General features: G+C 74.7%; 19 protein-coding genes. 12 read left to right on the plus strand and 7 right to left on the minus strand.

The window, feature by feature from the left end; translation table 11 throughout:
* The first annotated feature begins 21 nt into the window (after positions 1 to 21).
* Positions 22 to 1,113 carry a winged helix DNA-binding domain-containing protein gene (locus tag OG994_RS04510; RefSeq protein ID WP_328852292.1) on the plus strand — a complete coding sequence of 364 codons (1,092 nt, stop codon included), beginning with the start codon at positions 22 to 24 and terminating at the stop codon, positions 1,111 to 1,113.
* 43 nt (positions 1,114 to 1,156) lie between these two features.
* On the opposite strand, the gene OG994_RS04515 is transcribed toward OG994_RS04510, so the two are convergent.
* Positions 1,157 to 2,338 (minus strand): Cmx/CmrA family chloramphenicol efflux MFS transporter, encoded by a 1,182-nt coding sequence (locus tag OG994_RS04515; RefSeq protein ID WP_328852293.1) that lies wholly within the window; start codon positions 2,336 to 2,338, stop codon positions 1,157 to 1,159.
* 515 nt (positions 2,339 to 2,853) lie between these two features.
* On the opposite strand from OG994_RS04515, the gene rox reads away from it, so the two are divergent.
* On the plus strand, positions 2,854 to 4,278 hold the full coding sequence (rox, locus tag OG994_RS04520) for a rifampin monooxygenase (RefSeq protein ID WP_328852294.1): 1,425 nt from the start codon (positions 2,854 to 2,856) through the stop codon (positions 4,276 to 4,278).
* Positions 4,279 to 4,444: 166 nt separating this feature from the next.
* Positions 4,445 to 4,822, plus strand: coding sequence for a DUF1622 domain-containing protein (locus OG994_RS04525; RefSeq protein ID WP_240032742.1), 378 nt, complete (start codon positions 4,445 to 4,447; stop codon positions 4,820 to 4,822).
* 39 nt (positions 4,823 to 4,861) lie between these two features.
* Here OG994_RS04525 and OG994_RS04530 read toward each other — a convergent pair whose 3' ends face one another.
* The 6 genes from OG994_RS04530 to ccsA all read right to left on the minus strand — a co-directional run bounded on the left by OG994_RS04530 (position 4,862) and on the right by ccsA (position 10,202).
* Entirely contained in the window at positions 4,862 to 5,578 is a 717-nt protein-coding gene (locus tag OG994_RS04530; protein WP_328852295.1) for an OBAP family protein, read from the minus strand.
* Positions 5,579 to 5,698: 120 nt separating this feature from the next.
* Complete coding sequence (locus OG994_RS04535) at positions 5,699 to 6,604, minus strand: cytochrome c-type biogenesis protein CcmH (RefSeq protein WP_328852296.1); 906 nt, start codon at positions 6,602 to 6,604, stop codon at positions 5,699 to 5,701.
* Entirely contained in the window at positions 6,601 to 7,140 is a 540-nt protein-coding gene (locus tag OG994_RS04540) for a TlpA family protein disulfide reductase (protein ID WP_328852297.1), read from the minus strand. The genes OG994_RS04535 and OG994_RS04540 overlap by 4 nt, the downstream gene beginning before the upstream one ends.
* Positions 7,137 to 9,065 (minus strand): heme lyase CcmF/NrfE family subunit, encoded by a 1,929-nt coding sequence (locus OG994_RS04545; protein ID WP_328852298.1) that lies wholly within the window; start codon positions 9,063 to 9,065, stop codon positions 7,137 to 7,139. The genes OG994_RS04540 and OG994_RS04545 overlap by 4 nt, the downstream gene beginning before the upstream one ends.
* Positions 9,055 to 9,456, minus strand: a complete 402-nt coding sequence (locus OG994_RS04550; protein ID WP_328852299.1) for a cytochrome c maturation protein CcmE — start codon at positions 9,454 to 9,456, stop codon at positions 9,055 to 9,057. The genes OG994_RS04545 and OG994_RS04550 overlap by 11 nt, the downstream gene beginning before the upstream one ends.
* Complete coding sequence (gene ccsA / locus OG994_RS04555; RefSeq protein WP_328852300.1) at positions 9,453 to 10,202, minus strand: cytochrome c biogenesis protein CcsA; 750 nt, start codon at positions 10,200 to 10,202, stop codon at positions 9,453 to 9,455. Before ccsA ends, OG994_RS04550 begins: the two co-directional genes overlap by 4 nt.
* 136 nt (positions 10,203 to 10,338) lie before the next feature.
* Here ccsA and coxB point away from each other — a divergent pair, with 136 nt between their 5' ends.
* From coxB to qcrB, 9 genes are read left to right on the plus strand one after another with little or no spacing between them, the layout of a single operon-like run.
* Positions 10,339 to 11,367 carry a cytochrome c oxidase subunit II gene (gene coxB / locus OG994_RS04560; protein ID WP_328852301.1) on the plus strand — a complete coding sequence of 343 codons (1,029 nt, stop codon included), beginning with the start codon at positions 10,339 to 10,341 and terminating at the stop codon, positions 11,365 to 11,367.
* Between the two features lie 17 nt (positions 11,368 to 11,384).
* Positions 11,385 to 13,313, plus strand: a complete 1,929-nt coding sequence (gene ctaD / locus OG994_RS04565) for a cytochrome c oxidase subunit I (protein ID WP_328852302.1) — start codon at positions 11,385 to 11,387, stop codon at positions 13,311 to 13,313.
* A 49-nt stretch (positions 13,314 to 13,362) separates the two neighbouring features.
* Complete coding sequence (locus OG994_RS04570; RefSeq protein ID WP_328852303.1) at positions 13,363 to 13,989, plus strand: cytochrome c oxidase subunit 3; 627 nt, start codon at positions 13,363 to 13,365, stop codon at positions 13,987 to 13,989.
* Positions 13,986 to 14,387: a hypothetical protein gene (locus OG994_RS04575; protein WP_328852304.1), complete on the plus strand. Its 402-nt coding sequence runs from the start codon at positions 13,986 to 13,988 to the stop codon at positions 14,385 to 14,387. The genes OG994_RS04570 and OG994_RS04575 overlap by 4 nt, the downstream gene beginning before the upstream one ends.
* Positions 14,375 to 15,262: a cytochrome c oxidase assembly protein gene (locus OG994_RS04580; RefSeq protein ID WP_328852305.1), complete on the plus strand. Its 888-nt coding sequence runs from the start codon at positions 14,375 to 14,377 to the stop codon at positions 15,260 to 15,262. Before OG994_RS04575 ends, OG994_RS04580 begins: the two co-directional genes overlap by 13 nt.
* Positions 15,259 to 15,639, plus strand: a complete 381-nt coding sequence (locus OG994_RS04585; RefSeq protein ID WP_328852306.1) for a c-type cytochrome — start codon at positions 15,259 to 15,261, stop codon at positions 15,637 to 15,639. The genes OG994_RS04580 and OG994_RS04585 overlap by 4 nt, the downstream gene beginning before the upstream one ends.
* Positions 15,640 to 15,642: 3 nt before the next feature.
* Positions 15,643 to 16,443 carry a cytochrome bc1 complex diheme cytochrome c subunit gene (gene qcrC, locus OG994_RS04590; protein ID WP_328852307.1) on the plus strand — a complete coding sequence of 267 codons (801 nt, stop codon included), beginning with the start codon at positions 15,643 to 15,645 and terminating at the stop codon, positions 16,441 to 16,443.
* Positions 16,440 to 17,309, plus strand: a complete 870-nt coding sequence (locus OG994_RS04595; protein WP_328852308.1) for a QcrA and Rieske domain-containing protein — start codon at positions 16,440 to 16,442, stop codon at positions 17,307 to 17,309. The genes qcrC and OG994_RS04595 overlap by 4 nt, the downstream gene beginning before the upstream one ends.
* Positions 17,306 to 19,006 (plus strand): cytochrome bc1 complex cytochrome b subunit, encoded by a 1,701-nt coding sequence (gene qcrB, locus OG994_RS04600; RefSeq protein WP_328852309.1) that lies wholly within the window; start codon positions 17,306 to 17,308, stop codon positions 19,004 to 19,006. Before OG994_RS04595 ends, qcrB begins: the two co-directional genes overlap by 4 nt.
* Positions 19,007 to 19,019 lie beyond the last annotated feature (13 nt).

Here is a 19,019-nt window from a genome sequence, read left to right on the forward strand (position 1 = left end):
GCCGCCGCGTAGGCTTCCCGGGTGGTCGACCAGCGCCAGGTGATGAACTTCCGCGTCCGGGCCCAGCAGCTCGACCGGGCCGAGGGCACGCTCGACGGCACCGCCGTGCTCGACATCGGGGTGCAGGACACCGGCCCGGACGGCGGCCGGTGGGCGCTGGCCGTCCGTGGGGTCGACGTGTCGGCGTCGTCCGCCGACGACCTGGTCATGCTCTGGACCGTGCGCGGCGCCCCCCACCTCTACCGCCGCGCCGACGTGGGGCAGGTGGCGGCCGCGGTCGAGCCGTTCTCCGACGCCGACGCGGGCAAGCGCATCTACGACGCCGCGAGGCCGCTCAAGGCGGCCGGCATCGGCAACCTGGCCGCCCTCGACGAGGTCGCCGCCCGCATGCGGGACATCGTCACCGAGCCGATGGTCAAGGGGGACGTCTCCGGTCGCCTGGCCGCGGTGATGCCCGAGCCGTATCTGCGGTTCTGCCGGCCGTGCGACGCCACCCACCTCTACGAGATGCCGTTCCGGCTGGCCGCCGTGCGGGCCGGGCTGGAACTGCGACTCGACACGTCGCCGCCGGTCCTGGAACGCATCGCCGGCTTCCGCAGAGCCGCCGCGCCGGGCGACAGGTTCGACCTCGTCCGCGCGTACCTCCGGCTGCTCGGCCCGGCCACGCCCAGACACGTGGCCGACTACCTCGACGCACCGGTGAAGGACGTGAAGGCACGCTGGCCCGACGACGTGGTCGAGGTGACGGTCGACGGCGAGGCGCGTTCGCTCCTGGCCGCCGACGCGGAGGCGCTGGAGTCGGCCGACGTGAGGGCGACCCGCCTGCTCGGCCCGTTCGACCTCTTCCTGCAGGCGAAGGACCGCGCGACGCTGGTGCCGGACGCGGCCCGCGCGAAGGAGCTGTGGCCGGTGCTGGGCCGTCCCGGCGCCGTGCTGGTCGACGGCGAGTTGGTCGGCACGTGGCGGCCCCGCAGGTCCGGCAGGACGTTGAAGGTCGCCGTCCAGCCGTGGCGCACCCTGTCGGCCGCCACGCGCGCCGCCGTCACCGAGCAGGCCGAACGCCTCGCCGCGTACCGCGCGGTCGCCCTCGGCGGCGTCGAGTTCGCCACCTGACGGCCGCTGCCGTGGTGCCTCGCCGTACCGGCGGAGGGCCCACTCACCGCGTCGCCCGACCGGCTCCGGGTGCGACGACCCGCAGGAGCGGCACGGCCACGAGCAGTGCGACCGCGACGAGGACGCCGCTGACCCGCACCGGGCCGAGGTCGCCCGCGCCGGCACCGAGGGCCGCCGCGGCAACGACGGGGCCGCCGGCAGCACCGACGTTGAGCGCCGCGGTCGCGTACGAGCCACCCATGGTGGGCGCGCCCGCCGCCTCGTAGAGCACCCTGGTGATCAGGGTGCCGCCCAGCGCGAAGGAGAGCGCTCCCTGCCCGAACACGAGGAGCAGGAGCGCCACCGGCCGGGCAGCCAGGGTCGCCAGCGCGACCCAGCCGAGCAGCAGCAGTGGGCCGCCGACCGCGATCACGACGCGGGGACGCCGGTCGGCGAGCCGTCCCGCGGCGGTGACGCCGACGAAGGATCCGACCCCGAACAGCGCCAGCGCGACGGGGACCCACAGGTCGCCCAGGCCGGCGGTGCCGGTGACGATCGGCGCCAGGTAGGTGAACGTGGCGAAGGTGGCGGCGTTGACGAGGGCGCCGAGCAGCATCACCAGGACCAGCCGGGGCATGGCGAGCTGGGCGATCTCGTCCCGCAGCGACGCGCCGGCGGGGGTGCCCCGAGGTGCCCGCCCGACCCGTGGCGGGATGCCCTTCACGACGCCGACGGCGGCGGGAAGGCAGAGCAGTGCGATCGCCCAGAAGGTGGCCCGCCAGCCGAGCAGCGTGCCGAGCGCCGCGCCGCCGGGAACCCCGGCGACGGTGGCCACCGTCGTACCCGAGAGCAGCACCGCCAGGGCGCGCCCCTTGCGATCGGTGGCCACGAGTGCGGCGGCCGTGCTCAGTGCCACCGCCAGGAAGCCCGCGTTGGCCAGGGCGGCGAGCACGCGGGTGACGAGCAGGACCGCGAAACTCGTCGTGAGGGCGCCCACGACGTGGGCCGCGGCGAAGACCAGCACGAAGCTCAACAGGCTGGCCCGCGCGGGCCACCGGCGCGCGAGCGCCGCCATCAGCGGCGCGCCGACGACCATGCCGACGGCGAACGTCGAGGTCAGGAGGCCGGCGGCCCCGACCGACACGTCGAGGCTCGCGGCGATGGCCGGCACCAGGCCGGCGAGCATGAACTCCGAGGTGCCCATGGCGAAGACCGCCACGGCGAGCAGGTAGAGGGGGAGAGGCATCACGAGCTCCGGGGTGAGCGAGAGGGAGAACGAGTCGTCTCGTCACCGCGGTCAGCGCCCCGAGGGCGCGCGCACGTACCCCGTGCAGCGAAGGCTGCTGGGCGGCGGGCTCGGAACTCAGTGGTTCAGGGGGCTGACGGCGTGACCGAAAGCCCCCACCGTGGACGCCTCAGGGCTCGACATGACGCAGACACTACTCAGGACCACCGCTCGTCACGCAACCGGGTTTCGGGGGCTGGCGCCGTCGACGCGACATCAGGGCGGGCCAGCGACGACCGTCGCCGGACACACGAAAGGCAGCGGACACACGAAAGGCAGGAAGAACATGTCCTCCTGCCACTCTCAACGTATATCGCAGCGGGGGCCTTGCCGCAAGACCCGGGTCGTACCCCAGAATCTCTCGCCGAAGCCGGAGCCTGTGGACATCAGGAATTCGCGACGGACACGTCCCGCGGATGCTCCGCCGTACGGGCGGGGCGGCTGGCCGATCGTATTCCGAGGCACGTGGGGGACTCATGTTCGACGTGATCGTCGTCGGTGGTGGACCGACCGGCATGATGCTGGCCAGCGAGTTGCGCCTGCACGGCGTACGGGTGGTCGTGCTGGAGAAGGAGGCGGAGCCGACCCGGCAGGTTCGCGCGCTCGGCCTGCACGTGCGCAGCATCGAGGTGATGGACCAGCGGGGCCTGTTGGAGCGCTTCCTCGCGCAGGGCCGGACGTACCCGGTCGGCGGCCTGTTCGCCGGCCTGACCGCGCCGCCGCCCGACCTGGACAGCGCGCACGCGTACATCCTCGGCATCCCGCAGACCACCGTCGATCACCTGCTGGCCGAGCGTGCCACCGAGGTCGGTGCCGAGATCCGGCGGCGCTGCGAGGTGGTCGGGTTGGATCAGGACGACGACGGGGTGACCGCCGAGCTGGCCGACGGCACGCGGCTGCGCGCCCGCTACCTGGTGGGCTGCGACGGCGGTCGCAGCACGGTGCGCAAGCTGCTCGGCGTCGGCTTCCCCGGCGAGGCCGCCACGGTCGAGACGTTGCTGGGCCACATGGAGGTGGGCGTGCCGCCGGAGACGGTGGCCGAGGTGGTCGCCGAGGTCCGCAGGACGCACACCCGCTTCGGGCTGTCGCCCTTCGCCGACGGGGTGTACCGGGTCGTCGTGCCCGCCGACGGGCTGTCCGAGGACCGCTCGGTCCCACCGACCCTCGACGAGTTCAGGCGGCAGTTGCGGGCGTACGCCGGCACCGACTTCGGCGTCCACTCGCCACGCTTCCTGTCCCGCTTCGGCGACGCCACCCGGCTGGCCGAGCGCTACCGGGTCGGCCGGGTGCTGCTGGCCGGCGACGCGGCGCACATCCACCCCCCGACCGGTGGGCAGGGTCTCAACCTCGGCATCCAGGACGCGTTCAACCTCGGCTGGAAGCTGGCCGCCGAGGTCGCCGGCTGGGCGCCGGACGGGCTGCTGGACAGCTACGACGCCGAACGGCGCCCGGTGGCCGCCGACATGCTCGACAACACCCGGGCGCAGATGCAGCTCATGTCCACCGAGCCGGGGCCCCGGGCGGTACGCCGGCTGCTGTCGGACCTCGTGGCCTTCCCCGAGGTGAACCGGCACCTGATCGAGAAGATCACGGCGATCGCGGTCCGCTACGACGTCGGGGAGGGGCACGACCTGCTCGGCCGGCGGCTGCGGGACGTGCGGCTGGAGCGGGGGCGCCTGTACGAGCTGATGCGGGAGGGTCGAGGGCTGCTGCTCGACCGGACCGGCCGATTGTCGGTTACGGGCTGGGCGGACCGCGTGGACCACGTCGTCGACGGCGGTGAGGAACTGGACGTGCCCGCCGTGCTGCTGCGGCCGGACGGCCACGTGGCGTGGGTCGGTGACGACCAGCGGGGGCTGCTCCGCGAGCTGTCCCGGTGGTTCGGCGCCGCCGTCGGCTGACTCCCCGGCGGAAGCGAGCCGGGCGGGAAGCGGTTGACGGAGAGCTGGCGACGCCGGGAACCTTCGGCGTCGCCGGCCCGCATCACCTGACCGCCAGGTGCCGTTGGACCAGGTGACCGAGCGCGCCGTCCCGCTCCGTCGTACGTCCCGCGGAGCGGGGAGAGAGGTGACCGTGTCCACGAAGGAGATCGTCCAGCACGTCGGCGCGTTGCTGGACCTCGCGGGCGTGCTCGTCATCGCGGGGGGCGTCGTGCTCGCGGCGGCCGCCTTCGTCTACCGCTCGCTGCGCACCCGCGACCCGGTCACCTACTATCCGCCGTTCCGCCAGGGTGTCGGCCGCGCGATCCTGCTGGGACTGGAGTTCCTGGTCGGCGGGGACATCATCCGTACGGTGGCCGTCTCGCCGACGTTCCACAGTGTCGGTGTGCTGGCGCTGATCGTGGTGGTCCGCACGTTCCTCAGCTTCTCGCTGGAGGTCGAGCTGGAGGGCCGCTGGCCCTGGCAGGCGAGGGCGAGGAGGGCCACGAGCGCCGGCGGCGGATGACCGGGGTCTCCGGGACCTTCTCGTCGGAACCCTGGTCCGTCACACGGCCTCGGCGCGGTCCACCACCCCGGGCAGTGGGGTGGCCTCCGGGAAGGCGCGGTCGAGGAGGGCGACGCCGTCCTGCGGGTGCGCCCGGTCGACCAGGCCGGAGCGGTCGGCGCGCCTCGCGGTGCGGTCGATGCCCATGGCCTCGTTGCGGTGCTGTTCGAGGGCGGGGTCGCACTGCCCGTCCCGGTTGAACGACCACATGAGCATCGGCTCACCGAGGGGCAGCGCGTCGCCGGGCCCGGTGTCGAGGCGGTCGGTGTGCCAGGTGTGCCAGGTCTTGCCGTAGCTGTTCATCAGCATCGCCATGAGTGCCCGTTCCGCCGGCTCCGGCAGGCCCGGCGCGACCAGGGACGCGCCGAGGATCTCGTAGTTGTGCGGGTGCCAGTAGCCGCGTTCCGCCTCGGGCAGCGTCCCGTACAGCCGTTCGGAGACGATGTACTCCACGCCGATGAGGTTCGCCTCGGCGGTGTTGCCGTCGAACAGCACGCACTGGAGGAAGTCGTCGTTGACCTGCCGGCAGTAGTGGTGTGCCTCCATCTGCATCGACGGGTCGTCCTTCGCCGGGTGGAAACCGACGACGTACGCGTCGAAGCCCTTCAGCGGCGTCGTTTCCTGCAGGGCCTTGGCGCCGAGGTTCAGACCGTGGTGCCAGAGGCTGGTCGACTCCCCGGGCGGCCGGACCGGGCTGTCGCGGCGCTGGCTTCCCACATCCGGCTCCCGTCCTGGCGTCTCGGCACGTCGTGCCCGACGCTACGCCCCGCGGCGATCCCACCGGCGGCCTTCGCCGGCCGGTCCGCCGGACGGAGGAGCGGCGCCACCCGTGCCGGCTCACCGGTCGAGCAGCCGCGTGATCTCGGCGGCGGCGGGGTGGTGCGGCGCCACGGTCAGGAAGCGGCGCAGGGTGACCGGCGCGTCGGCCGGACGGGTGCGGCGTTGCGCGAGGCCGAGCACGAGCAGCCCGTCGGGCGAGTCGGGGGAGCGGGTCAGCACGTCGCGGACCGTCCGCTCCGCGCCCGCGGCGTCGCCCGCCCGGAGCAGGGCGAAGCCCAGCCGCAGTTGGACGCCGTCGTCCGGGTGGTCCCGCAGCGCGTCGCGGTACAGCTCGGCCGCGGCGTCGTACCGCTGCTGCTGTTCCAGGTCGCGGGCCAGCTGGAGGGTGACGGCGACCGGATCGGCGGGCCCCGCCGGCGGCCCGGCGTCGTCCAGGCGCTCCGCGGCGACCGCCACGGTGACCATGAGCGCGACGACCCCCGCGCAGGAGGCCCACCAGACACGCCGCGCGGCCGGGGCGCGGTTCGCGGGCGCCGTTCCCGCCGCGGCCGGCGACCGGCGTGGCGCACCGGCCCGCCGCCGTCGCCGGGGCCGCAGCGTGCGGACGGCCGCGCCGCCCGCGCCCAGCAGAGCCACCGCGGGTACGGCCCAGAGCAGCAGCGACATCCCGCCGGCGGGCGCGCCGGCAAGCACCTCGTCGCCGTAGCGGTCGGCGAACCAGCGGCGGATCTGTGCCGGGCTGCGTCCCTGGGACAGCTGTTCGGCCACCGCCTGCCGCATGGCCGCGGCGATCGGCGACGTCGAGTCGGCCACCGACTCGCCCTGGCAGGCCGGGCAGCGGAGGTCCCGCGCCACCTCCCGCACCGGATCGGCGTCCGGCGCGGACGATCGCAGCAGCCCCGCCGCCGTCGCGGCGAGCAGCGCCGCCACCGCGAGCGCCCCGAACAGCCGCCGCCGGCTCACGCCGCCTCCACCAGTGGCGTCACCCACCGGTCCAGCCACTGCCGGCTGACGACTCCCTGGTGTCGGGTGACGATCCGGCCGTCCCGGTCCACCACGAACGTCTCGGGCACCCCGCGTACCCCCCACTCGACGCCGCGGGTGCCGTCCGGGTCGGGCACCACGGTCAGGTCGTCCGCACCGGTCTCGGCGAGCAGCGCGCGGACCGCCTCGGGCCCGTCGCGCAGGTTCAGCCCGACGACCCGCAGGCCGTCCGGCGCCCAGCGTCGCGCGGCGTCGGCGAGCAGCGGCAACTCGTCCCGGCACGGCCCGCACCACGAGGCGAAGACGTTCACGACGACCACGTGCCCGCGTGCCTCGGCGAGGTCGAAGCGCCCGCCGTCGAGGGTCGACCCGGCCAGCCGCGGCGCGGGGGCGGGGCTCGGACCGCCGGCCGGCGGGGCCGCGCCGTCCCGCAGCCCGGTCGCGAGCACCGCGCCGACCGCCGCCACCAGCAGCAGGACCACGCACCGCCCCAGCGGCATCCGCCCGGGCCTCACGCGCTGACCTCCGCGCGCCGCCGGCCGGCCGTGGCAGCGGGGACCGCCCGGCGGCGGCGCGCGCCCGCGCGACGGGCGGACGCCAGCAGCCCGCCGGCGACGACCAGCGCCGCGCCGCACCAGAGGACGCCGACCAGCGGGTTGACGGCCAGGCGGACCGTCGCCGTCCCGCCGTCCGCGGCGACCGCGAGCAGGGTGACGTACGTGTCCCGGCGCAGGCCCGTCCCGATCTCGGGGACGGTGACGACGGTGTCCCGGGCGAGGTCGTACCGCAGGCCCGGCCGCACCGTACGGTCCGGGCCGTCGCCGGTCACCGCGAGGCGCGCCCGCACCTCCATCCGCCCGTCCCCGGTCGACCGGTCCACGGCCAGCAGGCGGACCGACACGTCGGCCACCCGCAGCGTCTCGCCGGTTCGGATGGTCTGCTCCCGTGCCTGCCCGTACGCCGAGGAGCCGGCCACGCCGACCGCGACGAGGGCCACGCCGGCGTGCGCGAGCAGCGCCGCGAGGCGGACGGCGCCGGCGCGGCCCCGGCGGCGTGGCAGGGACCGGAGTTCTCCGGCCAGACCCGTGAGGGTGAACGCCGCGGCGCCGAACGCCGCGAGCGCCGGCACGCCCGGCCGGCTGAGCAGTCCCGTCACCGCCACGGTGACCAGCGCCGCCACTGCGGGGAGCGCCAGCCGCCGTGCCGCCGTCCGGTGCCGGACACGGCGCAGCGCGGGCGCCACCCCGGCGAGCAGGAGCACCGCGATCGCCAGCGGCACCGCGGTGCGCGCGTAGTACGCGGGACCGACGCTGGCGCGGGCACCGGTCAGCGGCTCGGTGAGCAGCGGCAGCACGGTGCCGACCAGGACGGTCGCGGCGATGCTCACCAGCAGCACGCCGTTGACCAGCACGGCGGTGCCGCGGGACAGCAGCGGCGGTCGCGGCGGGTCCGTCGCCGTCTCGCCGCGTCCGGCGAGCAGCGTCGACGCCAGCACGGCCAGCAGGACGAGGCCGAGCAGCAGGGGCCCCAGCGGGGACTCGGTGAACGCGTGGACGCTGGCCACCGCGCCGGAGCGGGTGAGGAACGTGCCGAGCAGCACCAGTGCGAAGCTCGCGCAGGCGAGGACGGCGTTCCACCGGGCGCGCGGCGCGGCGCCGGGAAGCGCGGTGTGCAGGAACGCGGTCGCGGTGAGCCACGGCAGCAGGGAGGCGTTCTCCACCGGGTCCCACGCCCAGTAGCCGCCCCAGCCCAGCACCGCGTACGACCACCAGGCGCCGAGCGCGATGCCGGCGGTCAGCGCGGACCAGGCCACGAGCGCCCACGGACGGGCGATGCGCAGCCAGGCGCGGCCCTCGGCACCCGCGAGCGGCGCGGCCAGCGCCAGCGCGAACGGCACGACGAGACCGAGGTAGCCGGCGTAGAGCAGGGGCGGGTGGATCGCCATGGCCGGATGCTGCTGGAGCAGCGGGTTCGGGCCGGGACCGTCGAGCGGGACCGGGTGCACGTCCCGGAACGGGTTCGCGGCGAGCGACGACAGTGCGAAGAAGAACGCCGCCACCACGCTCACGACCACCATCGCGTACGCCTGCAGGCGCGGCGGGAGCCGCCGGTGGGCCAGCAGGGCGGCGTACCCGCAGAGCACCAGCAGCCACAGCAGCAGTGATCCGTCGAGCGCCGACCACAGGCTGGTCAGCGTGTCGTGGACCGGCACGTGGCGACCGCCGTTCTCGGCCACGAAACGGACGCTGAAGTCGCGCCGCAGCAGGGCCACCTCCAGCACCGCGCAGGCGAGGGCGGCGGCCAGCAGCGTCGCCGTGGTGGCCACGCGGGCCGGTCGGACGGGCGTGGCGAGCAGCGCGACCCGCAGCCACAGCAGCGCGGTGAGGGTGGCGCAGGACAGCCCGGCCGCCAGGCTGGCGGTGCCGAGGTCACCGAGCATCCGGTGACTCCGCGCCGGTCGGGCCGTACTCGTTGCCGTGCCGGACCTCCACGTGGTCGGCGCGGAAGACGCCGTCGGGGGAGAGCCGGCCCTCGACCACCGCGCCCTCGCCCTCGCGGAAGGTGTCCGGCGGGGCGCCGCGCTGGTGCACCACGATCTCGTGGCCGGCCTCGGCGAGCCGGAACACGACCGTCTCGCCGTCGCGGCGCAGCGAGCCCGGTACGACGTCGCCCCCGAGCCGCACGCGCTCGCCGGCCGCGTCCGGATCGGACAGGACCTCCGCCGGCGTCCGGTAGTAGGTGAGCGTGTCCTCCAGCGCGCCGGCCACCACGAGAGCGCCGGCGGCGACCAGCACACCGGCGAGCGCGAGGCGACCGGGCCGGCGGATCATCCGACGCGGGCCGGCTCGCGGCGCCGGGAGGCGGACGTGGCGGGGTCCGGGCCGTGCCGGCGGCTCAGCCGGACGACCCGGTAGAGCAGGACGCAGAGCGCGGCCACGCTCGCGGCCGCCACGGCGAGCAGCAGCGCGAGGCCCATCCGCGCGTCGATCGGCGGACGCTCCGGGGCGAGCACGGTGGCCGGTTGGTGCAGCGACCGCCACCAGACCACCGAGAAGTGCACCACGGGGACCAGCAGGAAGCCGGCCACGCCGAGCGCCGCGGCCGTCCGGTCGGCGCCGTCCCGGCCGGTCCGCTCGGCCACCGCCCGGCGCAGCGCCAGGTAGCCGGCGTACGTCAGCAGCAGCAACGCGGTGCTGACCAGGCGGGGGTCCCAGGCCCACCAGGTGCCCCAGACCAGGTGTCCCCAGTAGGCGCCGCTGGCGAGGGCCACGGCGGTGAGCGCGACTCCGATCTCGGCGCCGGCCCGCGCGTAACGGTCCCAGCGCAGGTCACCGCGGATCAGGTGCGCCAGGCTGGCCGCCAGGACGACCGTGAACGCGAGGTACGCCACCCAGGCGGCCGGCACGTGCACGTACATGAGGCGTTGCGCCTGGCCCTGCGCGGCGTCGGTGGGAGCGAGCAGGCCGCCGGTGAGGGCGGCCGCGGCGGCGAGCCCGCCGGCCGTCCAGGCCGTCGTCCGCCGGGCGGCCGCACCGGCCGGGGTGTCGGCCGCGAGGTCCACGGTGGTCGTACGCATGATCTCCCTGTCCGGGTCGGCCGGAGCGCCTCCCCGCATACTCCTGAGCGCCGACTCTAGTCCCGGCAAAACGTGCATCCACCGCTTTCCTGTTAATAGGCCGCAGAAGGGGAGTAGCTGGCTAAGGTCGGTGCCGGTGGACAGGACACGGGACCGCGCGCGCCCCCGGCGGCGGCCGCCACGGCGCCTCGCCGGGACGGCCGTGCTCGCCGGGCTGCTGCCGCTCGCCGGCTGCGCCGGTGACGCGCCGTCCACGCTGGATCCGGCCGGCACGGGCGCGGCCCGCGTCGCCGACCTGTGGTGGGTGCTCTTCTGGATCTCCGTGGCCGTCTTCGCCGAGGTCATGGCGCTGCTGGTCTGGGCACTGGTGTTCCGGCGCGGTCGGGACGTCCGGGTGCGACACGGCCAGCCGTTGCGGTTCGTGGCGGTCGCCGGCGCCGGGGTGCCGCTGGTGATCCTGGTGGTGGTCTACGCCCTCGGACTGCGCGACCTGGCCGCGCTCGGCGCCGGCCCCGGGCGGGACGCCACCACCATCGAGGTCACCGGCCACAAGTGGTGGTGGGAGGTCCGGGTGCCGGGAGTCGACGGGGCCACCGCGAACGAGCTGCACATCCCGGTCGGCGAGCGGGTGCGGGTGCGGCTGCACGCCGCCGACGTGCTGCACAGCTTCTGGGTGCCGCAACTGATGCCCAAGACCGACCTGATCGCCGGCGAGGTACGCGAGACCTGGCTGCACGCCGAGCGGGCCGGCAGCTACCGGGGGCAGTGCGCCGAGTACTGCGGCACGCAGCACGCGCACATGGCGTTCCGGGTGGTCGCCGAGCCGCGCCCCCAGTTCGAGGCGTGGCTGGCCCGCCTCGGGTCCCCGGCCCGGCAGCCGTCGACGGACGCCGAGCGGCGCGGGCAGCAGGCGTTCCTCCAGGGCACCTGCGCCGGCTGCCACGCCATCCGCGGCACGGACGCGGTCGCGCGGATGGGGCCCGACCTGTCCGACATCGGGTCCCGGTGGAGCATCGGCGCGGGCGCCGTCCCCAACGACGCCGGGCACCTGGGCGGCTGGATCGTGAACCCGCAGACCGTCAAGCCGGGCAGCTACATGCCGCCGCAACCGGTCGACGCGCAGCGGCTGCCCGACCTCATCGCCTATCTCCGGTCACTCACGTAGCCGCGGGGGAGGTGCACGTGTCCACGACGACCGCGCCGCCGTCCGGCGCCAGCCAGGAGGACCTGTCCCGGCTCGACGAACACTGGGGTGAACGCCCCTCGCTGCGCGCGTGGTTCAGCACCGTCGACCACAAGAGGATCGGCCGGCGCTACCTCGTGACGGCCTCCCTGTTCTTCGTGCTGGCCGGCGTCAGCGCCCTCGCCATGCGGACCCAGCTGGCCCGGCCCGAGTCGAACCTGCTGTCCCCGCAGGAGTACAACCAGCTGTTCACCATGCACGGCACGGCGATGATCTTCCTGTTCTCCACCCCGATGCTGTTCGGCTTCGGCAACTACCTGGTCCCGCTGATGATCGGCGCACGGGACATGGCGTTCCCCAAGCTCAACGCCCTCGGGTACTGGGTGTTCCTCTTCGCCGGGCTGTTCATGTGGGCCAGCCTGCCCTTCGGCGCCGCCCCCAACGGCGGGTGGTTCGCCTACGTGCCGCTGACCGACGACGTGAACACCCCCGGGCTGCACATGGACGTCTACACCCTGGGGCTGCTCTTCCTCGGCATCGCCACCACGGCCGGCTCGATCAACTTCATCGTCACCGCGCTCAAGCTGCGCGCGCCCGGCATGTCCCTCAACCGCGTCCCGCTGTTCGTGTGGGCGATCGTCGCCACCGCCTTCATGGTGATCTTCGCCCTGCCGGCGCTGAACCTCGACAACGCCATGCTGTTCCTCGACCGCCGGTTCGACACCCGCTTCTTCGACCCCGACGCCGCCGGCAACGTGCTGCTCTGGCAGCACCTTTTCTGGATCTTCGGGCACCCCGACGTCTACATCATCGTCATGCCGGCCCTCGGCATCGTCTCGGCGGTGCTGCCCGCGTTCACCCGCCGCGGCGTCGTCGGCTACGTCCTCGTCGTGCTCGCCATCGTGTCCATCTCGATCATCTCGTTCGGCGTCTGGGTGCACCACATGTTCGCCACCGGGCTGCCGCAGCTCTCCTACAGCTTCTTCAGCGCCGCCAGCACGATCATCACCATCCCCTCCGGCATCCAGATCTTCGCGTGGCTGGCCACGATGGCCCTCGGCCGCGTGGTCGTCAAGGTGCCGCTGCTGTTCCTCGTCGGCTTCATCGTGACCTTCGTGCTCGGCGGGTTCACCGGCACGATGTTCGCGCTCACGGCGTTCGACCAGCAGGTCACCGACTCGTACTTCGTCGTGGCGCACTTCCACTACGTGCTCATCGGCGGCGCGGTGTTCCCGATCCTCGCCGGCATCTACTACTGGCTGCCGAAGATCACCGGGCGGATGTACCACGAGGGTCTCGGCCGGTGGGCGTTCTGGCTGTTCTTCACCGGCATGCAGGTCACGTTCTTCCCGATGCACCTCTACGGCCTGTTCGGCATGCCCCGCCGCGTCTACACCTACCGCAGCGAACCGGGCTGGGACGTCTGGAACCTGGTGAGCACCGTCGGGGCGTACATCCTCGCGGCCGGCCTGCTGCTCGTGCTCGTCGGCGTGCTGCACGCCGTCCGCCGCGGCCGGCCCGCGCCACCGGACCCGTGGGGCGGCGACACGCTGGAGTGGTCGACCGACTCGCCGCCGAAGCCGTACAACTTCCCCGTCCTGCCCCAGGTGCACAGCCTGCACCCCACCTGGGACGAGCCGAGCCGGTCGTCCATGGCCGAGGGCGCCACCCCCGACCGCACCCTCGCCGACGGGCGGACCACGCTGCTCACCAGCGAACTCGACGGGCGTCGCGAACGCGCCGTGCGGATGCCCGAGTCGTCCCTGCAACCCCTCCTGCTCGCCCTGGCCATGCTGGTCTTCTTCACCGCGATGCTGTTCGCCTGGTACCCCGTCGCCGGGGCGGCGGCGCTCGCGGTGGCCGTCGTCGTCGCCGTGTGGCTCTGGCCACCGCGCCTCCCCGAGGAGGAACTGGGGGTGGCCCGATGAGGGGGCGCGCCGTCCCGCGCGGTGCCGCGGCCGGTGCGGGCGTGCCGGCATGAGCGCCCACGACCTCGCCGCGGCCACCAGCACCGAGGCGCTCACCACCGAGCTGCCGGCCGGGCGGTCCACCGGCTGGTGGGGGATGGTCATGTTCGTCGCCACCGAGGCGACGCTGTTCGCCTGCCTGCTCGGCAGCTACTTCTACCTGCGCTTCCAGCACGGTGGCGAGTGGCCGCCCGGCGGCATCGAACAACCCCGGCTGCTGCGTCCGCTCGTGATGACCGCGGTGCTGCTGCCCAGCAGCCTGCCGATCGTCTGGGCCGAGCGCGGCATCCGCCGCGGCGAACGCCGCCGCCTGCGCGTCGGCCTCGCGGCCACCTTCCTGCTCGGGCTCACCTTCCTGGGACTGCAGGCCACCGAGTACGCCGAGCTGCTCCACGAGTTCACGGTCACCACCAACGCGTACGGCTCGCTGTTCTACGTCATCACCGGTTTCCACGGCCTGCACGTGTTCATCGGGCTCACCATGGTGAGCTGGCTGCTCTCGGCCTCCCTGCGCGGCGGCAGCTTCGGCGCCCGGCGCCACGACCGGGTCCGCAACGTCGCCATCTACTGGCACTTCGTGGACGTGGTGTGGGCGGCCATCCTGTTCACCATCTACCTGTCGCCGAGGCTGTGGTGAGCGCCCAGCCCGGCCCGCGCGCCCGCCTCGCCGGCGGGCTGCTGCTGTGGTACGCCGTCCTGGGCGGCGCGCTCGCCTGGGCGGTCCACGTCATGGCCGCCTGGGGCGTGGACGAACTCACCTGCGCCAGCGGATCCGACCAGGTCAGCGGGGTGTCGCTGCGGGTGGTCGTGGCACTCGCGGTGGTCCTGCCCGCGCTGGCCACCGTCGGCGCGCTGCTGGCGGCCGTGCTCGCCTGGCGGCGTACCGCCCGGGCGCGTCCGGACGGGACGACCGAGGCCACGCTGGGGCGCACCCGTATGCTCGCCCTCCTCGGCCTCTGGGCGAACCTGCTGTTCCTCACCATCATCGCGCTGGGCGGCGTCGCCCTGCTGGTGTTCCCGCCATGCCAGCGGTGACCCCGGCCGCCGCCGCGGACGGCTCGGTCGAGGCGGGGCTGCTCACGATCCTGCTCGCCGTGGCCGTCGCCCTGCTGGCCGCCGGCTACGGCCGCGGTGTGCACGAGCTGTGGGCCCGCCGGGGCGCGGGCGAGGTCGTGCCGGTGTGGCGGGTCGCCGCCTTCGGCGGCGGCGTGGTGGTCATGCTCGCCGCCGACAGCGGACCGCTGGCCACGCTGGCGCGGGGATCGTTCGCCGGGCACATGACCCAGCACATGACGCTGATGCTGGTGGCCGGACCGCTGCTCGCCGCCGGCGCCGCCGGCCTGCCCCTCAGCCTCGCCTGCCCGGCGTCGCTGCGGCGACGGCTGGCCCGGGTCCGGTCCGCTCCCGCCACCCGCCGGCTGCGTCGGCCCGCGACCACCGCCCTGCTGGCCGGCGCCGTGCAGACGCTGGTGCTGTGGGTCTGGCACCTGCCGGCGCCCTACGTCGCCGCGCTCGACCGACCCGTCGTGCACGTGGTGGAGCACGTCTGCTTCGTGGCCGGGTCCTGGCTGCTGTGGGCGCCGGTGCTCGGTGCGGCCCGGCACCGGCTGCCGCCACCGGTCGCGGTGCTGCTGCTGGCCGGCACGATGCTGCCGGCCTCCGCGCTGGGCGCGGCCCTCACCTTCGCACCGCAGCCGATCTACCCGCTGCGGGCGCTCGGCTCCGACCCGGTCGCCGACCAGCAGCTCGCGGGCCTGCTGATGTGGGCGCCCATGGACGTGGCCGTGCTCGTCGCGACCCTGACCGTCTTCCTGCGCTGGCTGCTGCGCCTGCAGCGGCAGCAACCCGGCGAGGTGGGCCCACCCGAGGCCGGCCGGCCGGCAGCCCGAGCCGAGGGAGTGCTGCGATGAGGAAAGCCCTGCGCGGCGGCGCCGTCGTCCTGGTGGCGCTGCTCGCCGCCGTCTCCTGCGCCCGCACCCCGCCGCCACCGCCCCCGGAGATCCGATCCGGGCAGCCGGAACGGGGAGCCGCCCTCATCGCCCGGTACGGCTGCGGCTCCTGCCACACCATCCCCGGCATCGACCGCGCCGACGGGCTGGTCGGCCCGCCGCTGACCCGGTTCGGCGCCCGCTCCTACATCGCCGGGGAGCTGGTGAACAACGCCGACAACCTCCAGCACTGGATCGCCGACCCGCAGGCCGTCGAACCGGGGACGGCCATGCCGGACCTGGGCGTCTCCGCCATCGACGCCCAGGACATCGCCGCCTACCTCTACACCCTGGACTGACCCATGCAGCAGCGAGCGCGCACCGGTGCCCGGGCGGGATGGCCCGTACCCCGCCGGGCTCTCGCCGTCGGCGCCGCCCTGGTGCTCGCCGCCGGGCCGGCCACGCTGAGCTCCCGGCCCGCACCCGGACCGTCCACGGCCGCACCCACCGGCACACCCGAGAACGGCCAGCGCGGCGCCGAGCTGTACCGGCAGCAGTGCGCCAGCTGCCACGGACCACGGGGACAGGGCAGCCAGCGCGGCCCCTCGCTGGTCGGCGTCGGTCCCGCCTCGGTGGACTTCCAGGTCGGCACCGGACGGATGCCCGTCCCGAACGAGACGGCGCAGCCCCGGCGCGACGAGCCGGTCTTCTCGGCCGACGAGATCGCCGCCCTGGTCGACCACGTGGCCAGCTTCGGCGGCGGCGGGCCGCAGATTCCCCGCGTCTCCGCCGGCAGCCTGCCCACCGGGCGCGAGGTCTTCGCCGCCAACTGCGCGCCCTGCCACGGTGCCACCGGGGCGGGAGCCACGCTCACCAACGGGTGGGACGCCCCACCCCTGTACGAGGCCACGCCCGTGCAGATCGCCGAGGCGGTGCGGGTCGGACCCGGGCTCATGCCGGCCTTCCCCAGCCAGATCCTCACCGATCAGCAGGTGAACGACGTCACCGCGTACGTGCGACAGCTGCGAAGCGAACGGCTGGACCGCGGCGGCAACCCGCTGGGCCGCCTCGGCCCGCTCGTCGAGGGCCTCGTCGCCTGGATCGTCACGCTCGGGCTGCTCGTCGCGGCGGCCCGCTGGCTGGGCCGGAGGGCGGGGCAGTGAGCCCGCGCCGACCGCCGCTGCCGCCCGCCCCGCCGGGGGTGAGCCGGCGCATCGTGCTGTCCTTCCTGGTCAGCGCCGCGGGCGCGGTGGGCTTCGCGGTGACCTACGGGCTCGGTGGGAACACCCGCTGGGAGGGCGTCTGCCTGGCCGTCGCCTTCGCCGGGCTCGCCACCGGCCTCGCCACCTGGGGGAGGCGACTCGTGCCGGCCGGCGGGTACGTCGAGGAGCACGAGGGCTTCACCCCGCCCCCGGTGGAGCAGGCGTTGACCGCCGAGGAACTGACCGCACCGGACAGCCCGATCCGTCGACGCGGCCTGCTCGGCGCGCTCGCCCTGGCGCTGAGCGCGCTCGGCGTCGCGGCCCTGTTCCCGCTGCGCTCCCTGCTGCCGTGGGACCGACCCCGACCGGACGAGGCACTGAAGACCACCCCGTGGCGCCCGGGCATCCGGCTCGTCACCGCCGAGGGACGCCCGCTGCGCCCCGAGGACGTCCCCGAGGAGACGGTCGTGGGCGTGTTCCCCGAGGGCGCCGTCGACGCCGGAGACGCCCCGGCCTTCGCGGTCCGGCTGCGACCGGAGCGGTTCACCCGCCCACCCGCCGGCGGCCACCTCGACGGTCTGGTCGTCTACTCCCTGCTGTGCACCCACGCCGGCTGCCCCGTCCGGCTCTACCTGCACGGGACCGGCCGGGTGCTCTGCCCCTGCCACCAGTCGTCCTTCGACCTCTTCGCCGGAGCCCGCCCGGTCGCCGGCCCGGCCGCCCGTCCGTTGCCCGGCCTGCCGGTCGAGGTCGGCCCCGACGGTTTCCTGCGCGCCCGGGGCGACTTCACCGCGCCGCCGGGCGCCGGCTTCTGGAGCTGGCCGTGATCGTCGACCGGTTCGTCCGCGCGGTCGACGACCGCCTGCGGCTCTCCCCGATCACGCGGAAGGCCCTGGCGAAGGTCTTCCCGGACCACTGGTCGTTCATGCTCGGCGAGATCGCCCTCTACTCGTTCGTCGCGCTGATCCTCACCGGCGTGTACCTGACCTTCTTCTTCGACGCCAGCTCCGCCGACCGCGTCTACCGCGGCTCGTACGCGCCGCTGGACGGCAGCAGCACGTCGGCCGCGTACGCCTCGACGGTCCGGCTGAGCTGGGACGTCCGGGCGGGGCTGCTGATCCGGCAGACCCACCACTGGGCGGCGCTGGTCTTCGTCGCCGCGATCGTGGTCCACCTGATCCGGGTCTTCTTCACCGGCGCGTTCCGCAAGCCCCGCGAGCTCAACTGGTTCGTCGGCGTCACCATGCTGACCCTCGCCCTGGCCAACGGCTTCACCGGCTACTCGATGCCCGACGACCTGGTCTCCGGACTGGGACTGCGGATCATCGTCTCGGTCGTCGAGTCGATCCCGCTGGTCGGGTCCTGGCTGGTGTTCCTCGCCCTCGGCGGCGAGTTCCCCTCCGACGAGATGATCCCGAGGCTGTTCATCTCCCACGTGTTCCTGGTGCCCGCCCTCCTCGTCGCCCTCGTCAGCGTGCACCTCGCGATGATCGTCCGGCAGAAGCACACGCAGTTCCCCGGCCCGGGACGCACCGAGCACAACGTGGTCGGCTCCCGGCTCTGGCCCAGCTACACGCTGCGGTCCCTCGCGCTGTTCGCCTGGGTGCTCGCGGTCCTCTTCGCGCTCGGCGGACTCGTCCAGATCAACCCGGTCTGGCTCTACGGCCCCTTCTCGCCCGCCCAGGCCACGTCGCCCGCCCAGCCCGACTGGTACGTGGCGTGGGGTGACGGCGCGCTGCGCCTCTTCCCGCCCTGGGAGCCCCGCATCGGCGACTACCTGGTGCCGGCCCCGTTCGTGCCCGGCGTGGTGGTCGGGGGCGTGACGTTCCTGGCCCTGTACGCCTGGCCGTTCCTGGAACGGCTGCGCACGCACGACCGCCGCCGCCACCACCTGCTGGACCGGCCGCGTGACCATCCCGTACGCATGGGCGTCGGCGTCGCCGCCCTCACCTTCTACGCCGTCCTCGTCGTGGCGGCCGGCGACGACATCATCGCCCGGCTGCTCCGGATCCCGGTCTACGACCTGCTCTCGGTCTTCCGCGTCCTCGTGCTGGTGCTCCCGCTGCTCACCGGGGCGCTGGCGTTCCTGCTCGCCCGGGCGCTGCGCCGCGGTGACGCCGCCCGGCTCGGCGACCTCACCCGCGCCGACCTCGCTGCCGCACGCGGTCGCGAGCCGCCACCGGCGGCAGAGGAACCGGAGCAGCCGGCCCGCGACCGTACGGGTGAGCGGATCGAGCTGTGGCCGGAGGGCGAGGTGTGGCGCTGGCGCTACCAGGATCCGGATGCCGGTGTCACGCTCGTGGGCAACCGGGCGGCGCTGACCGAGGAGGAGGCCGTCGCCGCCGCGCGGCTCGCCTACCCCGGCGTCGACCGGGTCGTCGTGCCGGGCCCGCCGCCGGCGGCGCCACCCGGACGGGTCCGCACCGTCCTGCGCCGTGGCACCGACCTGGTGATGGGTGTGTCGTTGCTGGTGGCGGCCCTGCGACAGCGGCGCGGCCGGCGCGGACCGGACGGACCGGCGTAGGAGTCGTCGGCGC

The organism is Micromonospora globbae, from assembly GCF_036184225.1.
Lineage (GTDB): Bacteria > Actinomycetota > Actinomycetes > Mycobacteriales > Micromonosporaceae > Micromonospora > Micromonospora globbae.